Origin of the sequence: Pseudomonas sp. yb_9, from assembly GCF_043103635.1 — a bacterium.
Lineage (GTDB): Bacteria > Pseudomonadota > Gammaproteobacteria > Pseudomonadales > Pseudomonadaceae > Aquipseudomonas > Aquipseudomonas monteilii.
On record NZ_JBICKA010000047.1, the window covers coordinates 170,173 to 190,461 of the forward strand.

The following is a 20,289-nucleotide window of genomic DNA, read 5'->3' on the forward strand; positions in this document are numbered from 1 at the left end:
GACGGCTATCTCAGGGTAGCGATGAGCCAGCAATGGCACATCGGGAATTCTCTCTACGCAGAACAGACTATCTTGAAGCCTGCTGGTTCATGCGCAACGTTTTGTCTTAGTGTCCTGTGGGCCAGAACGGCGACAGGCATGGTCGCCAGGCAACCGGATCAGTATCCTAGCACCTCCTGGCCCGTCGACGCTAAACCCAGCGGGCCGCCGAACAGGTTAAACACCGTATGAATGCTCTAGCCCGCCGCGCCGCTGGCCTGTTGTTCGGCACGCTCTGCCTGCCGCTCGCGGCCCTCGCCGCCGATGTGCAACCCACCCACGAATTCATTCTCGACAATGGCCTGAAAGTGGTCGTGCGCGAAGACCACCGCGCTCCGGTGGTAGTCTCGCAGATCTGGTACAAGGTGGGCTCCAGCTACGAGACCCCGGGCCAGACCGGCTTGTCCCACGCGCTGGAACACATGATGTTCAAGGGCAGCGCCAAGGTCGGACCCGGCGAAGCTTCGCGCATCCTGCGTGACCTGGGCGCCGACGAAAACGCCTTCACCAGCGACGACTACACCGCTTACTACCAGGTGCTGGCCCGCGACCGCCTGCCGGTAGCCCTGGAGCTGGAGGCTGACCGCCTGGCCAGCCTGCGCCTGCCCGCCGACGAGTTCAGCCGCGAAATCGAGGTGATCAAGGAAGAGCGCCGCCTGCGTACGGACGATCAGCCCAATCAAAAGGCATTTGAGCTGTTCCGCGCCATGGCCTACCCGGCCAGCGGCTACCACACCCCGACCATCGGCTGGATGGCCGACCTTGAACGTATGAAGGTCGAGGAGCTGCGTCACTGGTACGAGTCCTGGTACGCGCCCAACAACGCGACGCTGGTGGTGGTCGGCGATGTTACCGCCGATGAGGTCAAGGGCCTGGCGCAGAAGTACTTCGGCAGTATTCCCAAGCGCGCCGTGCCACCGGCCAAACTGCCTCTGGAACTGGCCGAACCTGGCCAGCGCCAGTTGACCCTGCATGTACGCACCCAACTGCCCAGCCTGATCTACGGTTTCAACGTGCCCGGCCTGCCCACCGCCAAGGACCCGCGCACCGTGCAAGCCCTGCGCCTGATCTCGGCCCTGCTCGACGGCGGCTACAGCGCCCGCATGCCGGCGCGCCTGGAGCGTGGCCAGGAGCTGGTGGCCGGCGCTTCTTCCAGCTACAACGCCTTCACCCGCGGCGACAGCCTGTTCCTGATTTCGGCTACGCCGAATGTGCAGAAGCAGAAAACCCTCGCCGATGTCGAAAAAGGCATCTGGCAGTTGCTTGAAGAACTCAAGACCACCCCGCCCAGCGCCGAAGAGCTCGAACGCGTTCGCGCTCAGGTCATCGCCGGCCTGGTCTACGACCGCGACTCCATCAGCAGCCAGGCCACCACCATCGGCCAGCTGGAAACCGTCGGCCTGTCCTGGAAGCTGATCGACAGCGAGCTGGACGAGCTCAAGCGTGTCACCCCGCAGGACATCCAGAACGCCGCGCGCACCTATTTCACCCGCGAACGCCTGAGCGTTGCCCATGTACTGCCCGAGGAGTCCGCTCATGAGTGATCGCCGCGCACCACGCCCAACCCTGCTGGCCACGGGCATCCGCGCCCTGGCGCTGGCGACCGTGCTGGCCGCCCCGGCCATGGCCGACAACGCCGCCAAGGCCGACAGCAGCGCCGCTCGCCCAGCCAACACCTTGCAATCCTTGGCCGAACTGGATGGCAAGGCACCGAGCCGGCGCCAGTTGAACATTCAGCACTGGAACACCGCCGAAGGCGCCCGTGTGCTGTTCGTAGAAGCCCGCGAACTGCCCATGTTCGACCTGCGCGTCACCTTCGCCGCCGGCAGCAGCCAGGACGGCGTTACGCCAGGTGTGGCCGCGCTGACCAACGCCATGCTCAACGAGGGCGTGGCCGGAAAAGACGTGACCGCCATCGCCGAAGGTTTCGAGGGCCTGGGGGCGGACTTTGGCAACGGCTCCTACCGCGACATGGCGGTGGCCTCGCTGCGCAGCCTCAGCGCCAAGGACAAGCGCGAACCGGCCCTCAAGCTGTTTACCGAGGTGGCCGGCAAGCCGACCTTCCCCGAAGACGCCCTCAAGCGCATCAAGAACCAGATGTTGGCCGGCTTCGAATACGAAAAGCAGAACCCCGGCAAGATCGCGGGCAAGGCGCTGTTCGGCAAGCTTTACGGCGACCACCCTTACGCCCACCCCAGCGACGGTACCGCCGAAAGCATCGAGGGCATCACCCTGGCACAGCTGCGCGCCTTCCATGCCAAAGCCTATACCGGCGGCAACGCGGTCATCGCGCTGGTCGGCGACCTGAGCCGCGCCGAAGCCGAAGCCATTGCGGCCCAGGTATCTGCCGGCCTGCCGAAGGGCCCGGCACTGGCCGCGCCAGCCCAGCCCACTGACGCCAAGGCTGGCCTGACTCACATCGACTTCCCCTCCAAGCAAACCCACCTGATGCTGGCCGAACTGGGCATCGACCGCCAGGACCCAGACTGGCCAGCCCTGTCGCTGGGCAACCAGATCCTCGGCGGCGGTGCGTTCGGCACCCGCCTGATGAGCGAGGTACGTGAAAAGCGCGGCCTGACCTACGGCGTGTACTCGGTGTTCAGCCCGATGCAGGTGCGCGGCCCCTTCATGATCAACCTGCAAACCCGCGCCGAGCAGAGCGAAGGCACGTTGAAGCTGGTGCAGGACATTCTTGCCGACTACCTCAAACAGGGCCCTACCCAGCAAGAGCTGGACGATGCCAAGCGTGAACTGGCCGGCAGCTTCCCGCTGTCCAATGCCAGCAACGCCAGCATCGTCGGCCAACTGGGCGCCATCGGCTTCTACAACCTGCCGCTGACCTGGCTGGAGGACTTCATGCAGCAGTCCCAGGCCCTCACCGTCGAACAGGTCAAGGCGGCCATGAACAAACACCTGTCAGCCGATAAACTGGTGATCGTCACCGTTGGCCCGAAAGTGCCACAAAAACCGCTGCCAGCCCCCACTGACAAGCCCTCCGAGCAGCCGCTCGGGGTACCGGAGCACTAATGCCAAGATCCACCCCTCCCGCCCGCCCGCAATCGGGCCAAAGCAAGGGCCAGGGCCACCTGCGCATCATCGCCGGCGAATGGCGCAGCCGCCGACTGGCGGTGCCGGAAGGCGAAGGCCTGCGGCCAACGCCCGACCGCGTGCGGGAAACCGTGTTCAACTGGCTGGCACCTTACATCGAGGGCGCCCGCGTGCTGGACGCCTTCACCGGTAGCGGCGCCCTGGTGCTCGAAGCCCTGTCGCGCGGGGCCGAAGACGCCGTGGCGCTGGACAGCAACCCGGCGGCCATCGCTAACCTGAAAAACAACCTCGAAATCCTGCGCTGCCCACGTGGGCAGATCCTGCAAACTGATGCCCTGCGCTACCTGCAAGGCCCGGCCAAGCAGCAGTTCGATGTGGTGTTCCTCGACCCGCCATTCCACCAGGACCTGCTGGCCAACACCTGCAACCTGCTGGAGCAGAACCAGTGGCTGCGCGAACAGGCATGGGTCTACACCGAAAGCGAAGCCGCGCCTTCAACCTTGCAATTGCCAGGCAACTGGCGCCTGCACCGCGAGAAGAAAACCGGTCAAGTGCACTACGCGCTCTGGCAAAGGGCCACAACCGACCAATAGCGCAGGTACTGTGGCGCTTTTTCGTGGCAATCTAGGCAGGCACATCACGAGTCGCCCAGTATGCCCAGCCAAAGCGCCACATTTCGCCCGGCCACCGGCCTTTCCAACCCCCACCTGCAAACCCTGTGGGGGCCCCTGTGGCGCAAGCTGCCTGAACTGCAGCGCAACCGCGAGCGGCTGTGGCTGGCCGACGGCGACTTCATCGACCTCGACTGGCATGGCCCCCATGAACCCCATGCGCCACTGGTGCTTGTGCTGCATGGGCTGACCGGCTCGTCGCATTCACCCTATGTGAAAGGCTTGCAGCAAGCGCTGCAAGGGCGCGGTTGGGCCAGCGTGGCAGCGAACTGGCGCGGTTGCTCGGGCGAACCCAACCTGTTACCACGCAGCTACCACTCCGGCGCCAGTGAAGACCTGGCAGAAATTGTCAGCCACCTGCGCGCCCAACGCCCCTTGGCGCCACTGTATGCAGTGGGTTACTCGCTGGGTGGCAATGTACTGTTGAAATACCTGGGCGAAAGCGGGGTTGCCAGCCAACTGGAAGCAGCGGTTGCAGTGTCGGTGCCCTTTCGTCTGGACCACTGTGCCGACCGTATCGGCCAAGGGTTCTCCAAGGTGTATCAGGCGCACTTCATGCGCGAAATGCTGGCGTATGTGCAGCTCAAACAGCAGCACTTCCACGCGCAGGGTCAGCATGATCGGCTGGCGGCGCTGGAGCGACTGGGGCAACTGACCAACTTGCGCACCTTCTGGGACTTCGACGGCAAAGTCACAGCACCGCTTAACGGTTTTCGCGATGCGCACGACTACTATCGCCGCTCATCCAGCCACTTCTTCCTCGGCCAGAACCGCACGCCAACGCTGATCATCCATTCCAGCGATGACCCGTTCGTGTCCGGCCATAGCCTGCCAGCGGCCCGTGAGCTGGCGCCACACACCCGCTTCGAACTGCACAGCCGCGGTGGTCATGTGGGCTTTGTCGATGGCAGCCTGCGAAATCCGGGGTACTACCTGGAGCGGCGGATTCCGCAGTGGCTGGTGGACGGTCAATAAAGCGTTTACCGATTACTCGCCTGTGGCTACGCCATGCTCCGGGTCATTGATCCACTCGCTCCAGGACCCGGCATACAGCTTGCCCAACGGGTACCCCGCCAGCGCCAGCGCAAACAGGTTGTGGCAAGCCGTCACCCCAGACCCACAGTAAGACACGAGCTGCTCCGGCGCGCGCCCGGCTAGCTTTTCGGCAAAGCGCTGCTTGAGCTGGTCCGCCGGCAAAAAGCGCCCATCAGCCCCCATGTTGTCGGTAAACGCTGCGCACTGGGCCCCGGGAATATGCCCCGCCACCGGATCGATCGGCTCCACTTCACCGCGAAAACGCGGCAAGGCACGCGCATCGATCAAGGTCAGGTCACTGCTACCCAGGCGCTTGCCCAGGTGGTCGGCATCGATCAGCAGCCTGGCGTCCGGCTCACCCTTGAAGTTGCCCTCGCGTTTGGGCGGTGGGTCCAGGCTCAGCGGCAGGTGCGCGGCATGCCAGGCCTTCAGGCCACCGTCGAGAATCGCCACACCGCTGCGCTTGCCCAGCCAGACCAACAGCCACCAGGCACGGGCGGCAAAGGCACCGGGGCCGTCGTCGTACAACACCACCTCACTGTCGTTGTCCAGGCCCCACTCACGCAGGCGCGCGACCAGCCGCTGCGCATCGGGCAATGGGTGGCGCCCGGTGCGCCCCTTGCTCACCGGCCCACTGAGGTCGCGGTCAAGGTCGGCAAAATGCGCCCCGGCGATATGCCCCTGGGCATAACTGCGTTGGCCATAGTCCACATCCTCAAGGGCAAAGCGGCAGTCGAGAATCACCAGCTTGGGCGCGTCCAGGCGCTCGGCCAACTGCTGCGGGGTGATCAATTGCGCAAGGGGCATGACAATCTCCTGATCAATGGCACTTGGGCCCTGGGCTAAAGCTCCAGGGCCTGGTTGAACGGTACATGGAATTCCTGGCACAAGGCGTCCACGGCAGCGCGGGCGTTGTCGGTCACGTAGCCGAGCTCCAGCACCAGCACCTGATAGACGCCGCGCTTGAACGCTTCTTCACCCAAATGCGCGGAATGTTCACGTGTGGTACTGAGAAAGCGCACCCACGATGTCAGCACGATCCAGGCATTGATGGTCAGCGATTCGATCTGTGCCGGCGCCATGGCCAGAATGCCCGCCTCGACAAAGCCACGGTAGATCGCCTGGCCCTGGCGCAGGCAGCGCTCGGAAAAACGCCGATAACGGGCGGCCAGTTCGGCATCGCTGTCCAGCAGGTGCTCCAGGTCGCGGTGCAGGAAGCGGTAGTTCCACATGGCAGCCAGCAAGGCCTTGAGGTAGAAGCGTTTGTCCTCCACGGTGGCCGTGCGGCCTTGTGGCGGGCGCAGGAAGCTGTCCACCAACTCTTCATACTGGCTGAACAACAGGGCGATGATCGCCTGCTTGTTGGGGAAGTGGTAATACAGGTTGCCGGGCGAGATTTCCATGTGCGCGGCAATGTGGTTGGTACTGACGCTGCGTTCGCCCTGCTGGTTGAACAGCTCCAGGCTGTTCTGCACGATGCGCTCTCGGGTCTTCATGCGCGGGGCCATGCTCAGCTCCCAGTCTGCGGGCCTACTTCAAAGGGCCATCTTACGGCGTATTGCAGGTGGAATGCACCGTTCGAATGTGTGGAAAAATTCGCACCATCGTGCAAATTAGAGTATAGGCTCTAGAGATTCCCTGCCCGGACTCGACACCGCCATGAACTCGCCCAGTGCCTTGCCCCCTGTGCAATCCGACCTCGACCTTGCGGCGATGTTCGCTGCCCAGCGCCAGGCCTTTGCCGGCAACCCCCTGCCACCGGCTGCCCAGCGGCTGCAATGGCTGAAAAGCCTGCGCGAAGCCTTGCAGGCCCACCAGGCTGGGTTGATCGAGGCCATCAGCGAGGACTTTTCCGGGCGTAGCGCCGACGAGACTTTGTTGGCCGAGTTGCTGCCCTCGATACAGGGCCTGCGCCACGCCGAAAAACACCTGCAACGCTGGATGCGCGCCAGCCGGCGACGCGTTGGCCTGGCCTTCCAGCCAGCCAGCGCGCAGGTGCGATACCAACCGCTGGGGGTGGTCGGCATCATCGTGCCGTGGAACTACCCGCTGTTCCTCGCCATCGGCCCGCTGACGTGCGCACTGGCTGCCGGTAACCGGGTCATGCTCAAGCTCAGCGAAGCCACACCCGCCAGTGGCCAGGCTTTGAAGCAAGTCCTGGAACGGGTATTCCCCTGCGACCTGGTCAGCGTGGTACTCGGCGAGGTCGAGGTGGGCCAGGCCTTCGCCCGCCTGCCCTTCGACCACCTGCTGTTCACCGGCGCCACCAGCGTGGGCCGCCAGGTGATGCTGGCTGCGGCGCAGAACCTGACGCCGGTCACCCTGGAACTGGGCGGCAAGTCGCCCGCCATCGTGTCGGCCGACGTGCCCCTGGACACCGCCGCCGAGCGCATCGCCTTTGGCAAAACCCTCAACGCCGGCCAGACCTGCGTCGCCCCCGACTATGTGCTGGTGCCACGTGATCGCCTGGCGGCCTTCAGCGACGCCTACCAGCGCGCCGTTCAGCGCCTGTACCCGCGCGTCGCCGACAACCCTGACTACACCGCCATCATCAACCCGCGCCAGCTGCAGCGCTTGCAGCACCTGCTGGAGGATGCCCGCGCAAAAGGTGCGCAAGTGCTCGACCTGTACCCTGGCGAGCCCCGCCAAGGCCGACGCCTGCCACCACACCTGCTGCTGGAGGTGAGTGACGACATGCAGGTGATGCAGGACGAAATCTTCGGCCCGCTGCTGCCGCTGGTGCCCTACGACAGCCTCGACCAGGCGCTGGCCTACATCAACCAACGCCCGCGCCCGCTGGCGCTTTACTACTTCGGGTATGACCGGGCCGGGCAGGAACGCGTGCTGCGCCACACCCACTCCGGCGGCGTGTGCCTGAACGACACCCTGCTGCATGTGGCCCAGGACGACCTGCCCTTCGGCGGCATCGGCCCCTCGGGCATGGGCCACTACCATGGCCACGACGGTTTCCTGACCTTCAGCAAGGCCAAAGCCGTGCTGGTCAAGCAACGTTTCAACGCCGCGCGGCTGATCTACCCGCCTTATGGCAAAGCCTTGCAGCGCCTGGTCTACAAGCTGTTCATCCGCTAAGGGGCAGCCTATGCACCGTCGTGATCTGCTGCGTTTCAGCCTTGGCGCCAGCATCTTTCTGAGTGCAACCGGCCTGGTCGGCTGCACCGCGCAAACCAGCGCACAGGGTTTCCAACTACTGCGCGACGACGACCTGCCACTGCTGCGTGCGCTGATCCCGGTGGTGCTGGCCGGCACGCAGGCCGCCGAGACGTGGGTACTGCACAGCCTCGACCACAAGCTGGCGGCCTTGTCGCCGGAAATGCTCAAGCTCACCCGGCAACTGTTCGACGTGCTCAGCCTGCCGCTTACCCGTGGCCCGCTGACCGGCGTCTGGGGCGCCTGGGAACAGGCCAGCCCCACCCAAGTCACAGCCTTCCTGCAACGTTGGCAGGACAGCTCACTGAACCTGCTGCGCATGGGTCACGCGTCATTGCTGCAGTTGCTGCAAATGGCCTGGTACGAACGCCCCGAGTCCTGGGCCGCCTGCGGTTACCCGGGCCCACCGAAAATCTGAAAACAACAAGAGCATCGCCAATGCCTGTAGCCGACCCGTTTCGCCAAGGCCTCGAACGCGGCTGGATCACCCATGACGCGTCACGCCTGGAGCACGACCTTTTGCTGGAAGCCGATATTGCCGTGATTGGCAGCGGTGCCGGCGGTGCCACCAGCGCACAAATGCTCAGCGCCGCCGGTTTCAAGGTGCTGTTGATCGAAGAAGGCCCGCTCAAGACCAGCAGCGACTTCCACCTGCTGGAGAGCGAAGCCTACGCCAGCCTGTACCAGGAGGGCCTGGGGCGCATGAGCAAGGATGGCGCCATCACCATTCTCCAGGGCCGTGCCGTAGGCGGCACCACGCTGGTGAACTGGACATCAAGCTTTCGTACCCCGCCGCAGACGCTGGCGCACTGGGCCTCGGCCCACAACGTGAGCGGCCTGGGTGAAGGTGACCTGCGCCCCTGGTTCGAACGCGTGGAACAAGAGCTGGGCATTACACCCTGGGCCATGCCGCCCAATGCCAACAACGACGTGCTGCGCCGGGGCTGCGAACAACTGGGTTACCGCTGGGCGGTGATCCCGCGCAACGTGCGCGGCTGCTGGAACCTGGGGTACTGCGGCATGGGCTGCCCGGTGAATGCCAAGCAATCGATGTTGGTAACCCGTATTCCCGCCACCCTCGACCATGGCGGCGCACTGCTGTACCTGGCCCGGGCCGAGCGCTTCACCCACAACGGCGAGCGCATCCAGAGCCTCACATGCCAGGCCCTGGATGCCCGAGGCATACACCCCACCGGCAGGCAGGTCAGCGTCCGCGCGCGCCATTACCTGCTCGCTGGCGGCGGGATCAACAGCCCGGCCCTGCTGCTGCGTTCCGACGCACCGGACCCCCATGGTCGCCTGGGCAAGCGCACCTTCCTGCACCTGGTGAACTTCAGCGCTGCGCGCTTCAAGGACCGTATCGACCCCTTCTATGGCGCCCCGCAGTCCATCTACAGCGACCACTTCCAGTGGCAAGGCGGCACGGATGGCCCGGTCGGCTACAAACTGGAAGTGCCGCCGTTGCACCCGGCCTTGGCCAGCACCCTGCTGGGTGGTCACGGACAAGAAAACGCCCAGCGTATGGCCGAGTTGCCGCACACCCATGTGATGTTGGCGCTGCTGCGCGATGGCTTCCACCCCGAGAGCCAGGGCGGTGCCGTGGAGCTGCGTGGCGATGGCTCACCGGTGCTCGATTACCCGGTCACCGACTACCTGCGCGACGGTTTGCGTCGTGCCTACCGCAGCATGGCGCAGATCCAGTTTGCCGCCGGCGCTACCCAGGTCACCCCCGTGCACAGCGATGCCAGCGCCACGTCCAGCCTGGAACAGGCCTTGGCCATGATCGACACGTTGCGCCTGGAACCCTTCCGCACACGCCTGGGCAGTGCCCATGTGATGGGGGGCTGTGCGCTGGGCGAAGACCCGCGTCAAGCGGTGTGTGACAGCCTGGGCCGTCACCACCAGCTGGAAAACCTGTCCGTCCACGACGGTTCGCTGTTCCCCACCAGCATCGGCGCCAACCCGCAACTTTCGGTGTTTGCCATCAGCGCCAGGCTCACCGAAGCACTGGTCGCCCGCCTGGCACGCAACGCATGACAACGAATACGCCCCCTGTCTATAGTGCCATCAGCCGGCCGCATGACTTGGCCGGGGCGCCGTCGCTGCGCTACCATCCGACTCCCCAACGCACTCCAGCCAGGATGACGCGATGAACCGAGTGTTGTACCCGGGTACTTTCGACCCCATTACCAAAGGCCATGGCGACTTGGTCGAGCGCGCTTCGCGGCTGTTCGACCATGTGATCATCGCAGTGGCGGCCAGCCCGAAGAAAAACCCCCTGTTCCCGCTGGAACAACGGGTGGAGCTCGCCCGTGAGGTCACCAAGCACCTGCCCAATGTCGAAGTCATCGGCTTCTCTTCCCTGTTGGCGCATTTCGCCAAGGAACAGGGCGCCAACGTCTTCCTGCGTGGCCTGCGTGCCGTGTCCGACTTTGAGTACGAGTTCCAGCTGGCCAACATGAACCGGCAGCTGGCCCCCGATGTCGAGAGCCTGTTCCTCACGCCTTCGGAACGTTATTCGTTCATTTCCTCGACGTTGGTCCGGGAAATTGCCGCACTGGGTGGGGATATCAGCAAATTCGTCCATCCGGTGGTGGCCGAGGCGCTGACCGAACGCTTCAAGAAGTAAGCCTGATCGCCTGATTGTCGCGCCCGCGTGCACTGCGGGCGCGAATGCGGCACAATTGTGCCCATTGCGTTGAACATGCCCGGGCGGTGAGCCCCGGCCGGAGTCCCCATGTCCCTGATCATCACCGACGATTGCATCAACTGCGACGTCTGCGAACCCGAGTGCCCGAACGAGGCCATCTCCCAAGGCGAAGAGATCTACGTGATCGACCCTAACCTGTGCACGCAGTGCGTGGGCCACTACGACGAGCCGCAGTGCCAGCAGGTCTGCCCGGTCGACTGCATCCCGCTGGATGAAGCCCACCCGGAAACCGAAGAGCAGCTGATGGCCAAGTACCGCCGCATTACTGGCAAGGACTGACCATCACCAGGCAAGGGCCTCCGCCCTTGCCTCAGCGCTGGCAACGCGGGCAGTACACGCTCGCCCGCTGCCCCAGCTTCACCTCGCGCAACTCCGTGCCACACACCTTGCACGGCTGCCCGCCGCGACCATAGACGAACAATTCCTGCTGGAAGTACCCCGGCTGCCCATCGCCCCCGATAAAATCGCGCAGGGTGGTGCCCCCTTGCTCGATCGCCGCCGCCAGCACCCGCTTGATCTCGATCGCCAGCTTCAGGTAACGCGCCCGGGAAATCCCGCCCGCCTCCCGGCGTGGGTCGATGCCTGCGGCAAACAGTGCCTCGGTGGCGTAGATGTTGCCCACCCCCACCACCACTGCGTTATCCATGATGAAGGGCTTGACCGCCATCGACCGCCCGCGCGACAGCTGGAACAAGCGCTCGCCGTCAAACAGGTCGGTCAACGGCTCTGGCCCAAGGCGTAGCAGCAGTTCGTGTTTCAGCGGGTCCAGGCTCCACAGCATGGCACCAAAGCGGCGCGGGTCGGTGTAGCGCAGCATCAGCCCCGATTCCAGCTCGATATCGACATGTTCATGCTTGGCCGCCGGTAAACCCAGCTCGACCAGCCGCAGGTTGCCAGACATGCCAAGGTGGCTTATCAACGTGCCGACTTCAGCATTGATCAACAGGTACTTGGCACGCCGCTCAACGCTGACAATGCGCTGCCCCGACAGCCGTACATCCAGGTCTTCCGGGATGGGCCAGCGCAGGCGCCGGTCGCGTACCACCACACGGCTGACGCGTTGGCCTTCCAGGTGCGGCGCAATACCGCGCCGGGTGGTTTCTACTTCTGGCAATTCCGGCATGTGTCAGTGCCCGCCCAGCTCGCGAATGTTCTGCTTGAGGTTTTCGAAATCGTATTCCGACAACCCAATGTAATCGAGCACCAACGGGCCCACCACATTCCACTCATGGTCCACCGCCTGGTTGCCCAGCACCCGGTAGGACGCGCAAATGTGCTCGGCCATCTTCAACACCGCCAGCAGGTTTTTCAGCTGGCTCTGGGTATTGCGCGAACTCTCGTCGCGGAACACGGCCAGGGCGTTATGGTGGTTGGCGATGGCCGCGCTCAGGTGCTCGGGTAGGCGCCAGGACTTGGCAGTGAAATAGCCGACCACAGAATGGTTGGTGTTGAACGTATGGTTTTCAGTATCGACCACGCGCGTATCTTCGCCGGCCTTGGCGTAGGCCTCCTCCAGCACCTCCATGTAGTTGGGGAAGCGCTTGAGCATCAACGGCACGCCGCAGTCATGGAACAGGCCCAGTGTGTACGCCTCGTCCGCTGCCTGGATACCGGTGCGCTTGGCCAGGGTCAGGCAAGTGTTCGCCACGTCCTGCGCGGTATCCCAGAAGCGGTTGAGGGTAACGATGGTCTCGTCGCTCATCTCGCCCTTGATCGACTGGGCGTTGATCAGGTTGATGATCGAACGGCTGCCCAGCAGGTTCACCGCGCGCTGGATCGAGCCGATCTTGTTGGACAGGCCGAAGTGCGGCGAGTTGACCAGTTTGAGCAAGGCGCCGGAGAGGCCCGGGTCCTGGGAAATCAGCTTGGCGATGGTTTCCAGGTCCGGGTCAGGCATGTACTGCTCGAACTGCAGGTCAACCATGATCTGCGGTTGCGGCGGGATGGTGATGCCTTGCAAGGCTTGCTGGATCTGTTCGGCGCTGAGTTCTTGGGACATACGTGCACACTCGTTTAGGACGGGGGATTCTAACCCAGTTGAGTGCGCAAGCGCTTTGTCGCGCCTCGAACAGAAGTGCGGGCCAACAGGTTATACTCCCGCTCTTTTTTCCCGGAGCGACGTCATGTCCCTGCCCAGCCTTCGCCTCAAAGCCAATGCCGACCGCCGTCTGCGCGCCGGCCACCTGTGGGTCTACAGCAACGAAGTCGACGTCAGCGCGACCCCGCTGCAAGGCTTCCAGGCCGGTCAGCAGGCTGTTCTCGAGGCAGCCAATGGCAAGCCTCTGGGGATTGTTGCACTCAGCCCGAACAACCTGATCTGCGCCCGCTTGCTGTCGCGCGACATCAAGCTGCCGCTGGACAAGTCGCTGCTGGTTCACCGCCTGAACGTCGCCCTGTCGCTGCGCGAGCGTCTGTTCGACCAGCCGTGCTACCGCCTGGTCTATGGCGACTCCGACCTGCTGCCGGGCCTGGTAGTCGACCGCTTCTTCGACATCCTCGTGGTGCAGCTGGCCTCGGCCACCATGGAGGCGCACAAGGACGACGTGATCGCCGCCCTGGTTCAGGTGCTCAAGCCAAGCGGCATCCTGTTCAAGAACGACTCCGCCGCGCGTGATGCCGAAGGCTTGCAGCGCTATGTCGAAACCGTCTACGGCGAAGTACCGGACTGGGTGCCGCTGGAAGAGAACGGCGTCAAGTTCGAAGCCCCGGTGCGTGAAGGCCAGAAGACCGGCTGGTTCTACGACCACCGCATGAACCGTGCACGCCTGGCCCCCTATGTAAAAGGCAAGCGTGTACTCGACCTGTTCAGCTACATCGGTGGCTGGGGCGTGCAAGCGGGTGCCTTCGGCGCCAGCGAAGTGTTCTGTGTGGATGCTTCGGGCTTTGCCCTGGATGGCGTGGAGCGCAACGCGGCACTCAACGGCATCAGCGAGAAACTGACCTGCATCGAAGGCGACGTGTTCGAGGCCCTGCGCGAACTGAAGGCCGCCGAAGAGCGCTTCGACGTGATCATTGCCGACCCACCCGCCTTCATCAAGCGCAAGAAAGACCTGAAAAACGGTGAAGCGGCCTACCGCCGCCTCAACGAACAGGCCATGCGCATGCTGAGCAAGGACGGCATCCTGGTCAGCGCCTCGTGCTCGATGCACCTGCCCGAGGACGACCTGCACAACATCCTGTTGACCAGCGCCCGTCACCTGGACCGCAACATGCAGCTGCTCGAGCGCGGCGGCCAAGGCCCGGACCACCCGGTGCACCCGGCCATTGCCGAGACCCGCTACATCAAGAGCATCACCTGCCGGTTGCTGCCTAACAGCTGATTGCGATCGACCGGGGGGCCTTACGCCCCCCGGCACGCTTCAAATGTCCAGAACGTGCGTTGCAATCCCGAAGTACACCAGCACCCCCGCGGCATCGGCAATCGATGTGATCAGTGGCCCGCTGGCTGTCGCTGGGTCGAGCCTGAAGCGACTCAGCAGAAATGGCAGGCTCATGCCGATCAGGCTTCCGACCAGCACGATGATCACCATGCTGCTGGCTACGATCAGGGCAATTTGCAGCCCGCCGCGCAATACCCCCAAGGACGCCACGGCAACAGCCATGGTGCAGCCTAGAGCCAAGGCAACCCCGAACTCCCGGCCCAGCATGCGCCACCAGTCACGCATGGCCACTTCGCCCGTCGCCAGGCCTCGTACCATCAGCGTTGCAGACTGGGCGCCAGCGTTTCCGCCGCTGTCCACCAGCAATGGCAGGAAGAATACCAAGGCGATGTGTGCTGCGATGGTTTCCTCGAAAGCGGCGATACCCGCCCCAGAAAACAGATTGCCAAATACCAGCAACACCAGCCATAGCACGCGCTTGCGGTAGAGCAGCCCCAAGGTCGCATCCCGCAGGTTGCCAACGTGATTGGTGATCGAGGCGCCCTTGTGGAAGTCCTCGGTCGCCTCACGACGCATCGCGTCCAAGGCCTCTTGGCTCACAGGCTGCCGGGTATTCTTGTCGTTTTGATAGTGCATGAAGTTGTCCAGGCGCCCAACCAGGCGCCCACAGACCTCAGCCTTTAAGACTCAAGCCTTCGACAGCCCTGGCGACGGCGCGCTCAGTGCCAGATAGCAGGTTCGTATGGAACCGGTAACTGGGAAGGTCCATTGAGGGGTATCTCGTGAAGCCGCACATGCGGCGGCCGGATAATAGTTATTCATGGTGGCCAGGTCAGCCCCTTGGGTCATGTTTAGGAAGCGTCCTACAAACGCCGGCCGTTAGGCCAAAATCACCGCCTGCACACATCTTCATTCCCTCGCCGCGCCAGCGGTGTAGAATCGGCCTATTCATCGCCAGTCATCCCCGGCGGGTTTATGAGCTCTGGCCAAGCACGCGGCGATCCCGCGCGGTCTTCGGCCTCATCCGTGCCAGTGGCAACCGGCCTGCGGCGCAAAGGACAAGAGAAGCTCACTCCCCTTTTTGTGACCTGATTAAGCCGCCAGGAGTGTTTCATGCCTGATTATCGTTCCAAGACTTCCACCCAAGGCCGCAACATGGCCGGCGCCCGTGCCCTGTGGCGCGCCACCGGGATGAAGGACGAAGACTTCAAGAAACCGATCATCGCCATCGCCAACTCGTTCACCCAGTTCGTCCCGGGCCACGTGCACCTGAAGGACCTGGGCCAGCTGGTTGCCCGCGAGATCGAACGCGCCGGTGGCGTGGCCAAGGAATTCAACACCATCGCGGTCGATGACGGCATCGCCATGGGCCACGACGGCATGCTGTACTCGCTGCCAAGCCGCGAGATCATTGCCGACGCCGTGGAATACATGGTCAACGCCCACTGCGCCGACGCCATCGTGTGCATTTCCAACTGCGACAAGATCACGCCCGGCATGCTGATGGCCGCCCTGCGCCTGAACATCCCGGTGATCTTCGTTTCCGGCGGCCCGATGGAAGCCGGCAAGACCAAACTGGCCAGCCACGGCCTGGACCTGGTCGATGCCATGGTCATCGCCGCCGACTCCACGGCCTCCGACGAGAAAGTCGCCGAATACGAGCGCAGCGCCTGCCCGACCTGCGGTTCGTGCTCCGGCATGTTCACCGCCAACTCGATGAACTGCCTGACCGAAGCACTGGGCCTGGCCCTGCCGGGCAACGGTTCGACCCTGGCCACCCACGCCGACCGCGAGCAGCTGTTCCTCACCGCCGGCCGCACCATCGTCGAGCTGTGCAAGCGCTACTACGGCGAGAACGATGAGTCGGTACTGCCGCGCAGCATCGCCAACTTCAAGGCGTTCGAAAACGCCATGATGCTCGACATCGCCATGGGCGGTTCGACCAACACCATCCTGCACCTGCTGGCCGCCGCCCAGGAAGGCGAGGTGGCATTCGACCTGCGCGACATCGACCGCCTGTCGCGCAAAGTGCCGCAGCTGTGCAAAGTGGCGCCGAACATCCAGAAGTACCACATGGAAGACGTGCACCGCGCCGGCGGCATCTTCAGCATCCTCGGTTCGCTGGCCCGTGGCGGCCTGCTGCACACCGACCTGCCGACCGTGCACAGCCGCAGCATGGAAGAAGCCATCGCCAAATGGGACATCACCCAGACCGATGACGAAGCCGTGCACACCTTCTTCAAGGCCGGTCCTGCCGGGATCCCGACCCAGACCGCGTTCAGCCAGTCGACCCGTTGGGAAACCCTGGATGACGACCGCGAAAACGGCTGCATCCGCAGCTTCGAGCACGCTTATTCGCAAGAAGGCGGCCTGGCCGTGCTGTACGGCAACATCGCCCTCGACGGTTGCGTGGTGAAAACCGCGGGTGTCGACGAGTCGATCCACGTGTTCGAAGGCACCGCGAAAATCTTCGAAAGCCAGGACAGCGCCGTACGCGGCATCCTCGCTGACGAAGTGAAGGCCGGCGACATCGTGATCATCCGTTACGAAGGCCCGAAAGGCGGCCCGGGCATGCAGGAAATGCTGTACCCGACCTCGTACCTGAAGTCCAAAGGCCTGGGCAAGGCTTGCGCCCTGCTCACCGACGGCCGCTTCTCGGGTGGCACTTCGGGCCTGTCGATCGGCCACGCCTCGCCAGAAGCTGCTGCGGGTGGCGCCATCGGCCTGGTGCGTGACGGCGACAAGGTGCTGATCGACATCCCTAACCGTTCGATCAACCTGCTGGTCAGCGACGAAGAGCTGGCCGAACGCCGCGTCGAACAGGACAAGAAGGGCTGGAAGCCTGCCGAAGTACGCCCACGCAAGGTGACCACTGCGCTGAAGGCCTATGCCCTGCTGGCGACCAGTGCCGACAAGGGTGCCGTGCGCAACAAGGCTATGTTGGAAGGCCTGTAAGAAGCGTCTGAAAACACCAACCGGCGCCCCGTGCGCCGGTTTTTTTGCTTTTCCGCTCCCATACTGCCTAAAAGCAGCCTTAGGGGGCAATGGCAGCCATGACTTGGAAAAGCCTGCTGTACAGCGTGACCATAGGGTACGTATGCCTGGTACCCACCTCTACCCAAGGTCAGGAGCGCGCAATGACCGGAGCCATCAGTTTCAGGGGCTCGGTACATGTACCTGGTTGTCGCCATGCCTGGGACGCCGAACAAGGGCGTTTGGTGCTTACTGATTGCCCCAGCGCCATCCCCCCATCAGACGCACCTCCTGCCCACTTGCAAGCCAAGAACATTTTCTCTGGCGAGTATGCCACGGTCATTCATCAAGAGACCCAGGCCGGTCACACGTTCGCCATCCACGACCGCTACGGCAAACGTGTTTCCAGCGGCAGTTATCGAATCACGGTACACGTACCATGAGCCTACTGAATCTGCTCCGGCGTCACGATCACCCAGTTCTTGTCCGCCGTCACCGGCAACCCTTCCTTGGCCTGAGCGGCGGCATTTCTGGCAATCATGCCATTGAGCTGGTCCATGTATTTGGCCTTGCGGTTTATCCACAGGTGGATGCCGCCCTTGCCCACATCCACCCCATGAAACTGCATGTAGCCATCACTGGTTGGCGTGTCGCCGCCCACCAGCACCGGCTTCTTCCATTCATCGATATAGGTGAGGATCGCCGCCTGCTTACCCGCCATCCAGGTGGCCGGGGTCCACAGGTACGGGGTCAGTTCCAGCCCTTCGTTGGCCTTGGCGTCATAGTGCCCGGCGCTGATCTGCTTGCGTGCCGTGGTCAGCTGGCCATTGGCGCGGTCCTTGAGCAGCAGGCTCACGCCAATCACGTTTTGCGGCTTCACGTTGTAGCCGTACTTGGGGTCTGACGCGACCATGCGCACCAGCTCTTCCGAAGCCGCCGAGATCACGTACACCTCGATGCCGTTCTCCATCAGCTTGTTGTAAAGCTCGGCCTGGCCCTTGAAGACCTTGGGTGGCTGTACCTCAATAGTCTTGACTTGGTCGCCTTCGTAGTAGGTGCTGGGGATCGGCTTGGTAGAAGCCATCAGCTCATCCACCTGCACCTTCAGCTCCTTCAGGGTAAAGCCCGAGAACACCTGGGCCACCCACGGATAGCAGACCATGTCGTCAACTTCGCACAACCGGTAGTAGTAGCTGAACAGGCTTTCCTTGTGCTCGGCGGTGTCCTTGAACGGCATCAGCTTCAACGACGGGTCGAGCTTGTCGCGGCTCAGCAGGCCCTTGTTCTCCATGAATGGCAGCAGGGCCTCTTCAAGGTCATAGCGGTAACTGGTGTTGTCCATGTCGAACACCGCGTAATTACCTTTGTTGGCATTCGCGGCAATCATGCCGTCGAGCTGCTTGGCTGCTTCTGCAGGCCAATGCTTGAGCTCGGTGGCGAAGGTTTCGATACTGAACAGCAGGGACAGGCCGAGGGCCACGGCTTTAGGGGCGCGCTTCATTTACGAATCTCCTGAAATGACCCGGAAACGCTAGTGCAACATTCCCCGCCAACGGCCCTCGATAACGACCTCCATGCAGCTGCAAACGCCGTGTTCATTGCAACCTGCGACACGCCGTTATTCCATGAACGACTATACACATTCCATTTGGATATAAATTCGTTTGTTTTCAGCCTGTTAGCATTTCCGTTCGCAATCGCTCACAGAGGCGATGCTTCCTTTGCTTTTTTCCGCTGGAGCTTCAATGAACCTGCCGCTGTCTCTTAACCTGCTGGCGTTCCTGGCCCTGTTGCTGGGCCTGGCACAAACCCGCCGAACCGACTGGAGCCTGGCCAAGAAGGTGCTGCTGGGCCTGGTGCTGGGTGTGCTCTTCGGCCTTGCCCTGCACACGGTCTACGGCGCTGGCCACCCGGCGCTCAAGGCCACCATCGCCTGGCTCGACCTGGTCGGCAACGGCTATGTCGGCCTGTTGCAGATGATCGTCATGCCGCTGATCTTCGCCTCGATCCTCAGCGCCGTGGCACGCCTGCACAATGCCTCTTCGCTGGGCCGCATCAGCGTGCTGAGCATCGGCACCCTGCTGCTGACCACCGCCATTGCCGCGCTGATCGGCATCGTGCTGACCAACCTGTTCGGCCTCAGCGCCGAAGGCCTGGTGGCCGGCGCCCAGGAAAGCGCGCGTATGCAGGTTATCCACAGCGACTATGCCGGCAAGGTCGCCGACCTCAACATCCCGCAGCTGCTGCTGTCGTTCATCCCCAGCAACCCGGTGGGTGACCTGGCGCGTGCCAAGCCGACTTCGATCATCAGCGTGGTGATCTTTGCCGTGTTCATCGGCCTGGCGGCCTTGCAGCTGATCAAGGACGATGCCGAGAAAGGCGAACGTGCCCTGTCGGCCATCGACACCCTGCAAGCCTGGGTGATGCGCCTGGTGCGCGTGGTGATGAAACTGACCCCGTATGGCGTGCTGGCGTTGATGACCAAGGTCGTGGCCAGCTCGAACATGGAAGACATCCTCAAGCTGGGTAGCTTCGTGGTGGTGTCGTACCTGGGCCTGGCGCTGATGTTCGTGGTGCACGGCATCATCCTCGCCGCCACTGGCGTGAGCCCGCTGCGCTTCTTCCGCAAGGTGTGGCCGGTGCTGACCTTCGCCTTCACCAGCCGCTCCAGCGCTGCCAGCATTCCGCTGAACATCGAGGCGCAAACCCGTCGCCTGGGCGTGCCGCAATCCATCGCCAGCTTCAGCGCCTCGTTCGGCACCACCATTGGCCAGAACGGTTGCGCCGGCCTCTACCCCGCCATGCTGGCGGTGATGGTGGCGCCGGCGGTAGGCATCGATACCTTCGACCCGCTGTGGATCGCCACCCTGGTGGCCATCGTCACCCTGAGTTCGGCAGGCGTTGCCGGCGTGGGCGGCGGGGCCACCTTTGCTGCATTGATCGTGCTGCCGGCCATGGGCTTGCCGGTGGAGCTGGTGGCGTTGCTGATTTCGGTAGAGCCGCTGATCGACATGGGCCGCACGGCGTTGAACGTGAACGGTTCGATGACGGCGGGCGTGGTCACCAGCCAACTGCTGAAAGAGACCGACAAGTCTGTGCTGGCGGGCGATGAGCATGCCGAGTTGAGCCATACCTGACGGATCACCCGGGGCTGCCATACAGCCCCAATATCCCGTAACGCAATGGCATGGGAAGCGGGCAACAGGCGGCTGGCAGCATCGCTATACTGCTAGCTCGCCTTAGCGAACACTCCAAGGGAAAGGCA

The 20,289-nt window shown here is 63.3% G+C and carries 19 protein-coding genes; 13 read left to right on the forward strand and 6 right to left on the reverse strand.

The genetic code is table 11. The annotated features are described in order from the left end of the window. The first annotated feature begins 227 nt into the window (after positions 1-227). From ACF8MI_RS13710 to ACF8MI_RS13725, 4 genes are read left to right on the forward strand one after another with little or no spacing between them, the layout of a single operon-like run. On the forward strand, positions 228-1,583 hold the full coding sequence (locus tag ACF8MI_RS13710) for a pitrilysin family protein (protein ID WP_060498070.1): 1,356 nt from the start codon (positions 228-230) through the stop codon (positions 1,581-1,583). Continuing rightward, positions 1,576-3,066: a pitrilysin family protein gene (locus ACF8MI_RS13715; RefSeq protein WP_060498071.1), complete on the forward strand. Its 1,491-nt coding sequence runs from the start codon at positions 1,576-1,578 to the stop codon at positions 3,064-3,066. The genes ACF8MI_RS13710 and ACF8MI_RS13715 overlap by 8 nt, the downstream gene beginning before the upstream one ends. Further along, positions 3,066-3,680, forward strand: a complete 615-nt coding sequence (gene rsmD, locus ACF8MI_RS13720) for a 16S rRNA (guanine(966)-N(2))-methyltransferase RsmD (RefSeq protein ID WP_060498072.1) — start codon at positions 3,066-3,068, stop codon at positions 3,678-3,680. Before ACF8MI_RS13715 ends, rsmD begins: the two co-directional genes overlap by 1 nt. A gap of 60 nt (positions 3,681-3,740) precedes the next feature. Beyond that, a complete protein-coding gene (locus ACF8MI_RS13725) occupies positions 3,741-4,733 on the forward strand; it encodes a hydrolase (RefSeq protein ID WP_200928878.1) in 993 nt (330 codons plus the stop codon). A 12-nt stretch (positions 4,734-4,745) separates the two neighbouring features. Here the strand turns inward: ACF8MI_RS13725 and ACF8MI_RS13730 are convergent, their stop codons facing one another. Together ACF8MI_RS13730 and ACF8MI_RS13735 are read right to left on the reverse strand one after the other, a co-directional pair. Then, on the reverse strand, positions 4,746-5,600 hold the full coding sequence (locus ACF8MI_RS13730; protein ID WP_060498074.1) for a sulfurtransferase: 855 nt from the start codon (positions 5,598-5,600) through the stop codon (positions 4,746-4,748). A 35-nt stretch (positions 5,601-5,635) separates the two neighbouring features. Then, positions 5,636-6,301, reverse strand: coding sequence for a TetR/AcrR family transcriptional regulator (locus tag ACF8MI_RS13735; protein ID WP_060498075.1), 666 nt, complete (start codon positions 6,299-6,301; stop codon positions 5,636-5,638). A gap of 151 nt (positions 6,302-6,452) precedes the next feature. Between ACF8MI_RS13735 and ACF8MI_RS13740 the strand changes: the two genes are divergently transcribed. The 5 genes from ACF8MI_RS13740 (at position 6,453) to ACF8MI_RS13760 (ending at position 10,950) form a co-directional block, all read left to right on the forward strand. Beyond that, positions 6,453-7,883, forward strand: coding sequence for a coniferyl aldehyde dehydrogenase (locus tag ACF8MI_RS13740; RefSeq protein ID WP_060498076.1), 1,431 nt, complete (start codon positions 6,453-6,455; stop codon positions 7,881-7,883). 10 nt (positions 7,884-7,893) lie between these two features. Continuing rightward, a complete protein-coding gene (locus tag ACF8MI_RS13745) occupies positions 7,894-8,379 on the forward strand; it encodes a hypothetical protein (protein WP_060498077.1) in 486 nt (161 codons plus the stop codon). Between the two features lie 20 nt (positions 8,380-8,399). Next, a complete protein-coding gene (locus tag ACF8MI_RS13750; RefSeq protein ID WP_200928879.1) occupies positions 8,400-9,998 on the forward strand; it encodes a GMC family oxidoreductase in 1,599 nt (532 codons plus the stop codon). 112 nt (positions 9,999-10,110) lie between these two features. Next, positions 10,111-10,590 carry a pantetheine-phosphate adenylyltransferase gene (gene coaD, locus ACF8MI_RS13755; protein ID WP_014861498.1) on the forward strand — a complete coding sequence of 160 codons (480 nt, stop codon included), beginning with the start codon at positions 10,111-10,113 and terminating at the stop codon, positions 10,588-10,590. A 108-nt stretch (positions 10,591-10,698) separates the two neighbouring features. After that, complete coding sequence (locus ACF8MI_RS13760; RefSeq protein ID WP_016489663.1) at positions 10,699-10,950, forward strand: YfhL family 4Fe-4S dicluster ferredoxin; 252 nt, start codon at positions 10,699-10,701, stop codon at positions 10,948-10,950. Positions 10,951-10,981: 31 nt separating this feature from the next. Here ACF8MI_RS13760 and mutM read toward each other — a convergent pair whose 3' ends face one another. Further along, positions 10,982-11,794 carry a bifunctional DNA-formamidopyrimidine glycosylase/DNA-(apurinic or apyrimidinic site) lyase gene (mutM, locus tag ACF8MI_RS13765; protein ID WP_025340985.1) on the reverse strand — a complete coding sequence of 271 codons (813 nt, stop codon included), beginning with the start codon at positions 11,792-11,794 and terminating at the stop codon, positions 10,982-10,984. A 3-nt stretch (positions 11,795-11,797) separates the two neighbouring features. Continuing rightward, positions 11,798-12,616, reverse strand: coding sequence for an HDOD domain-containing protein (locus ACF8MI_RS13770; protein ID WP_177337088.1), 819 nt, complete (start codon positions 12,614-12,616; stop codon positions 11,798-11,800). 178 nt (positions 12,617-12,794) lie between these two features. Between ACF8MI_RS13770 and ACF8MI_RS13775 the strand changes: the two genes are divergently transcribed. Then, positions 12,795-13,991 carry a class I SAM-dependent rRNA methyltransferase gene (locus tag ACF8MI_RS13775; RefSeq protein ID WP_060498080.1) on the forward strand — a complete coding sequence of 399 codons (1,197 nt, stop codon included), beginning with the start codon at positions 12,795-12,797 and terminating at the stop codon, positions 13,989-13,991. A gap of 39 nt (positions 13,992-14,030) precedes the next feature. Here ACF8MI_RS13775 and ACF8MI_RS13780 read toward each other — a convergent pair whose 3' ends face one another. Next, positions 14,031-14,687, reverse strand: coding sequence for a magnesium transporter (locus tag ACF8MI_RS13780; protein WP_156866842.1), 657 nt, complete (start codon positions 14,685-14,687; stop codon positions 14,031-14,033). 477 nt (positions 14,688-15,164) lie between these two features. On the opposite strand from ACF8MI_RS13780, the gene ilvD reads away from it, so the two are divergent. Then, positions 15,165-17,006, forward strand: a complete 1,842-nt coding sequence (gene ilvD, locus ACF8MI_RS13785; RefSeq protein ID WP_060544907.1) for a dihydroxy-acid dehydratase — start codon at positions 15,165-15,167, stop codon at positions 17,004-17,006. A 182-nt stretch (positions 17,007-17,188) separates the two neighbouring features. Continuing rightward, positions 17,189-17,467, forward strand: a complete 279-nt coding sequence (locus ACF8MI_RS13790) for a hypothetical protein (RefSeq protein ID WP_060498082.1) — start codon at positions 17,189-17,191, stop codon at positions 17,465-17,467. Between the two features lie 2 nt (positions 17,468-17,469). Here the strand turns inward: ACF8MI_RS13790 and ACF8MI_RS13795 are convergent, their stop codons facing one another. Then, positions 17,470-18,525 (reverse strand): phosphorylcholine phosphatase, encoded by a 1,056-nt coding sequence (locus ACF8MI_RS13795; protein WP_104833786.1) that lies wholly within the window; start codon positions 18,523-18,525, stop codon positions 17,470-17,472. A 244-nt stretch (positions 18,526-18,769) separates the two neighbouring features. On the opposite strand from ACF8MI_RS13795, the gene ACF8MI_RS13800 reads away from it, so the two are divergent. After that, on the forward strand, positions 18,770-20,161 hold the full coding sequence (locus tag ACF8MI_RS13800) for an L-cystine transporter (protein ID WP_060498084.1): 1,392 nt from the start codon (positions 18,770-18,772) through the stop codon (positions 20,159-20,161). Positions 20,162-20,289: the final 128 nt, after the last annotated feature.

What these genes read in the sequence shown, in the direction of transcription:
- ACF8MI_RS13795 (WP_104833786.1), bottom strand. Translation starts at nt 18,525, where the DNA reads ATGAAGCGCGCCCCTAAAGCCGTGGCCCTCGGCCTGTCCCTGCTGTTC.
- mutM (WP_025340985.1), bottom strand. Translation starts at nt 11,794, where the DNA reads ATGCCGGAATTGCCAGAAGTAGAAACCACCCGGCGCGGTATTGCGCCG.
- ACF8MI_RS13800 (WP_060498084.1), top strand. Translation starts at nt 18,770, where the DNA reads ATGAACCTGCCGCTGTCTCTTAACCTGCTGGCGTTCCTGGCCCTGTTG.
- ACF8MI_RS13760 (WP_016489663.1), top strand. Translation starts at nt 10,699, where the DNA reads ATGTCCCTGATCATCACCGACGATTGCATCAACTGCGACGTCTGCGAA.
- ACF8MI_RS13750 (WP_200928879.1), top strand. Translation starts at nt 8,400, where the DNA reads ATGCCTGTAGCCGACCCGTTTCGCCAAGGCCTCGAACGCGGCTGGATC.
- ACF8MI_RS13710 (WP_060498070.1), top strand. Translation starts at nt 228, where the DNA reads ATGAATGCTCTAGCCCGCCGCGCCGCTGGCCTGTTGTTCGGCACGCTC.
- ACF8MI_RS13775 (WP_060498080.1), top strand. Translation starts at nt 12,795, where the DNA reads ATGTCCCTGCCCAGCCTTCGCCTCAAAGCCAATGCCGACCGCCGTCTG.
- ACF8MI_RS13725 (WP_200928878.1), top strand. Translation starts at nt 3,741, where the DNA reads ATGCCCAGCCAAAGCGCCACATTTCGCCCGGCCACCGGCCTTTCCAAC.
- ACF8MI_RS13735 (WP_060498075.1), bottom strand. Translation starts at nt 6,301, where the DNA reads ATGGCCCCGCGCATGAAGACCCGAGAGCGCATCGTGCAGAACAGCCTG.
- coaD (WP_014861498.1), top strand. Translation starts at nt 10,111, where the DNA reads ATGAACCGAGTGTTGTACCCGGGTACTTTCGACCCCATTACCAAAGGC.
- ACF8MI_RS13745 (WP_060498077.1), top strand. Translation starts at nt 7,894, where the DNA reads ATGCACCGTCGTGATCTGCTGCGTTTCAGCCTTGGCGCCAGCATCTTT.
- ACF8MI_RS13730 (WP_060498074.1), bottom strand. Translation starts at nt 5,600, where the DNA reads ATGCCCCTTGCGCAATTGATCACCCCGCAGCAGTTGGCCGAGCGCCTG.
- rsmD (WP_060498072.1), top strand. Translation starts at nt 3,066, where the DNA reads ATGCCAAGATCCACCCCTCCCGCCCGCCCGCAATCGGGCCAAAGCAAG.
- ACF8MI_RS13780 (WP_156866842.1), bottom strand. Translation starts at nt 14,687, where the DNA reads ATGCACTATCAAAACGACAAGAATACCCGGCAGCCTGTGAGCCAAGAG.
- ACF8MI_RS13790 (WP_060498082.1), top strand. Translation starts at nt 17,189, where the DNA reads ATGACCGGAGCCATCAGTTTCAGGGGCTCGGTACATGTACCTGGTTGT.
- ACF8MI_RS13715 (WP_060498071.1), top strand. Translation starts at nt 1,576, where the DNA reads ATGAGTGATCGCCGCGCACCACGCCCAACCCTGCTGGCCACGGGCATC.
- ilvD (WP_060544907.1), top strand. Translation starts at nt 15,165, where the DNA reads ATGCCTGATTATCGTTCCAAGACTTCCACCCAAGGCCGCAACATGGCC.
- ACF8MI_RS13740 (WP_060498076.1), top strand. Translation starts at nt 6,453, where the DNA reads ATGAACTCGCCCAGTGCCTTGCCCCCTGTGCAATCCGACCTCGACCTT.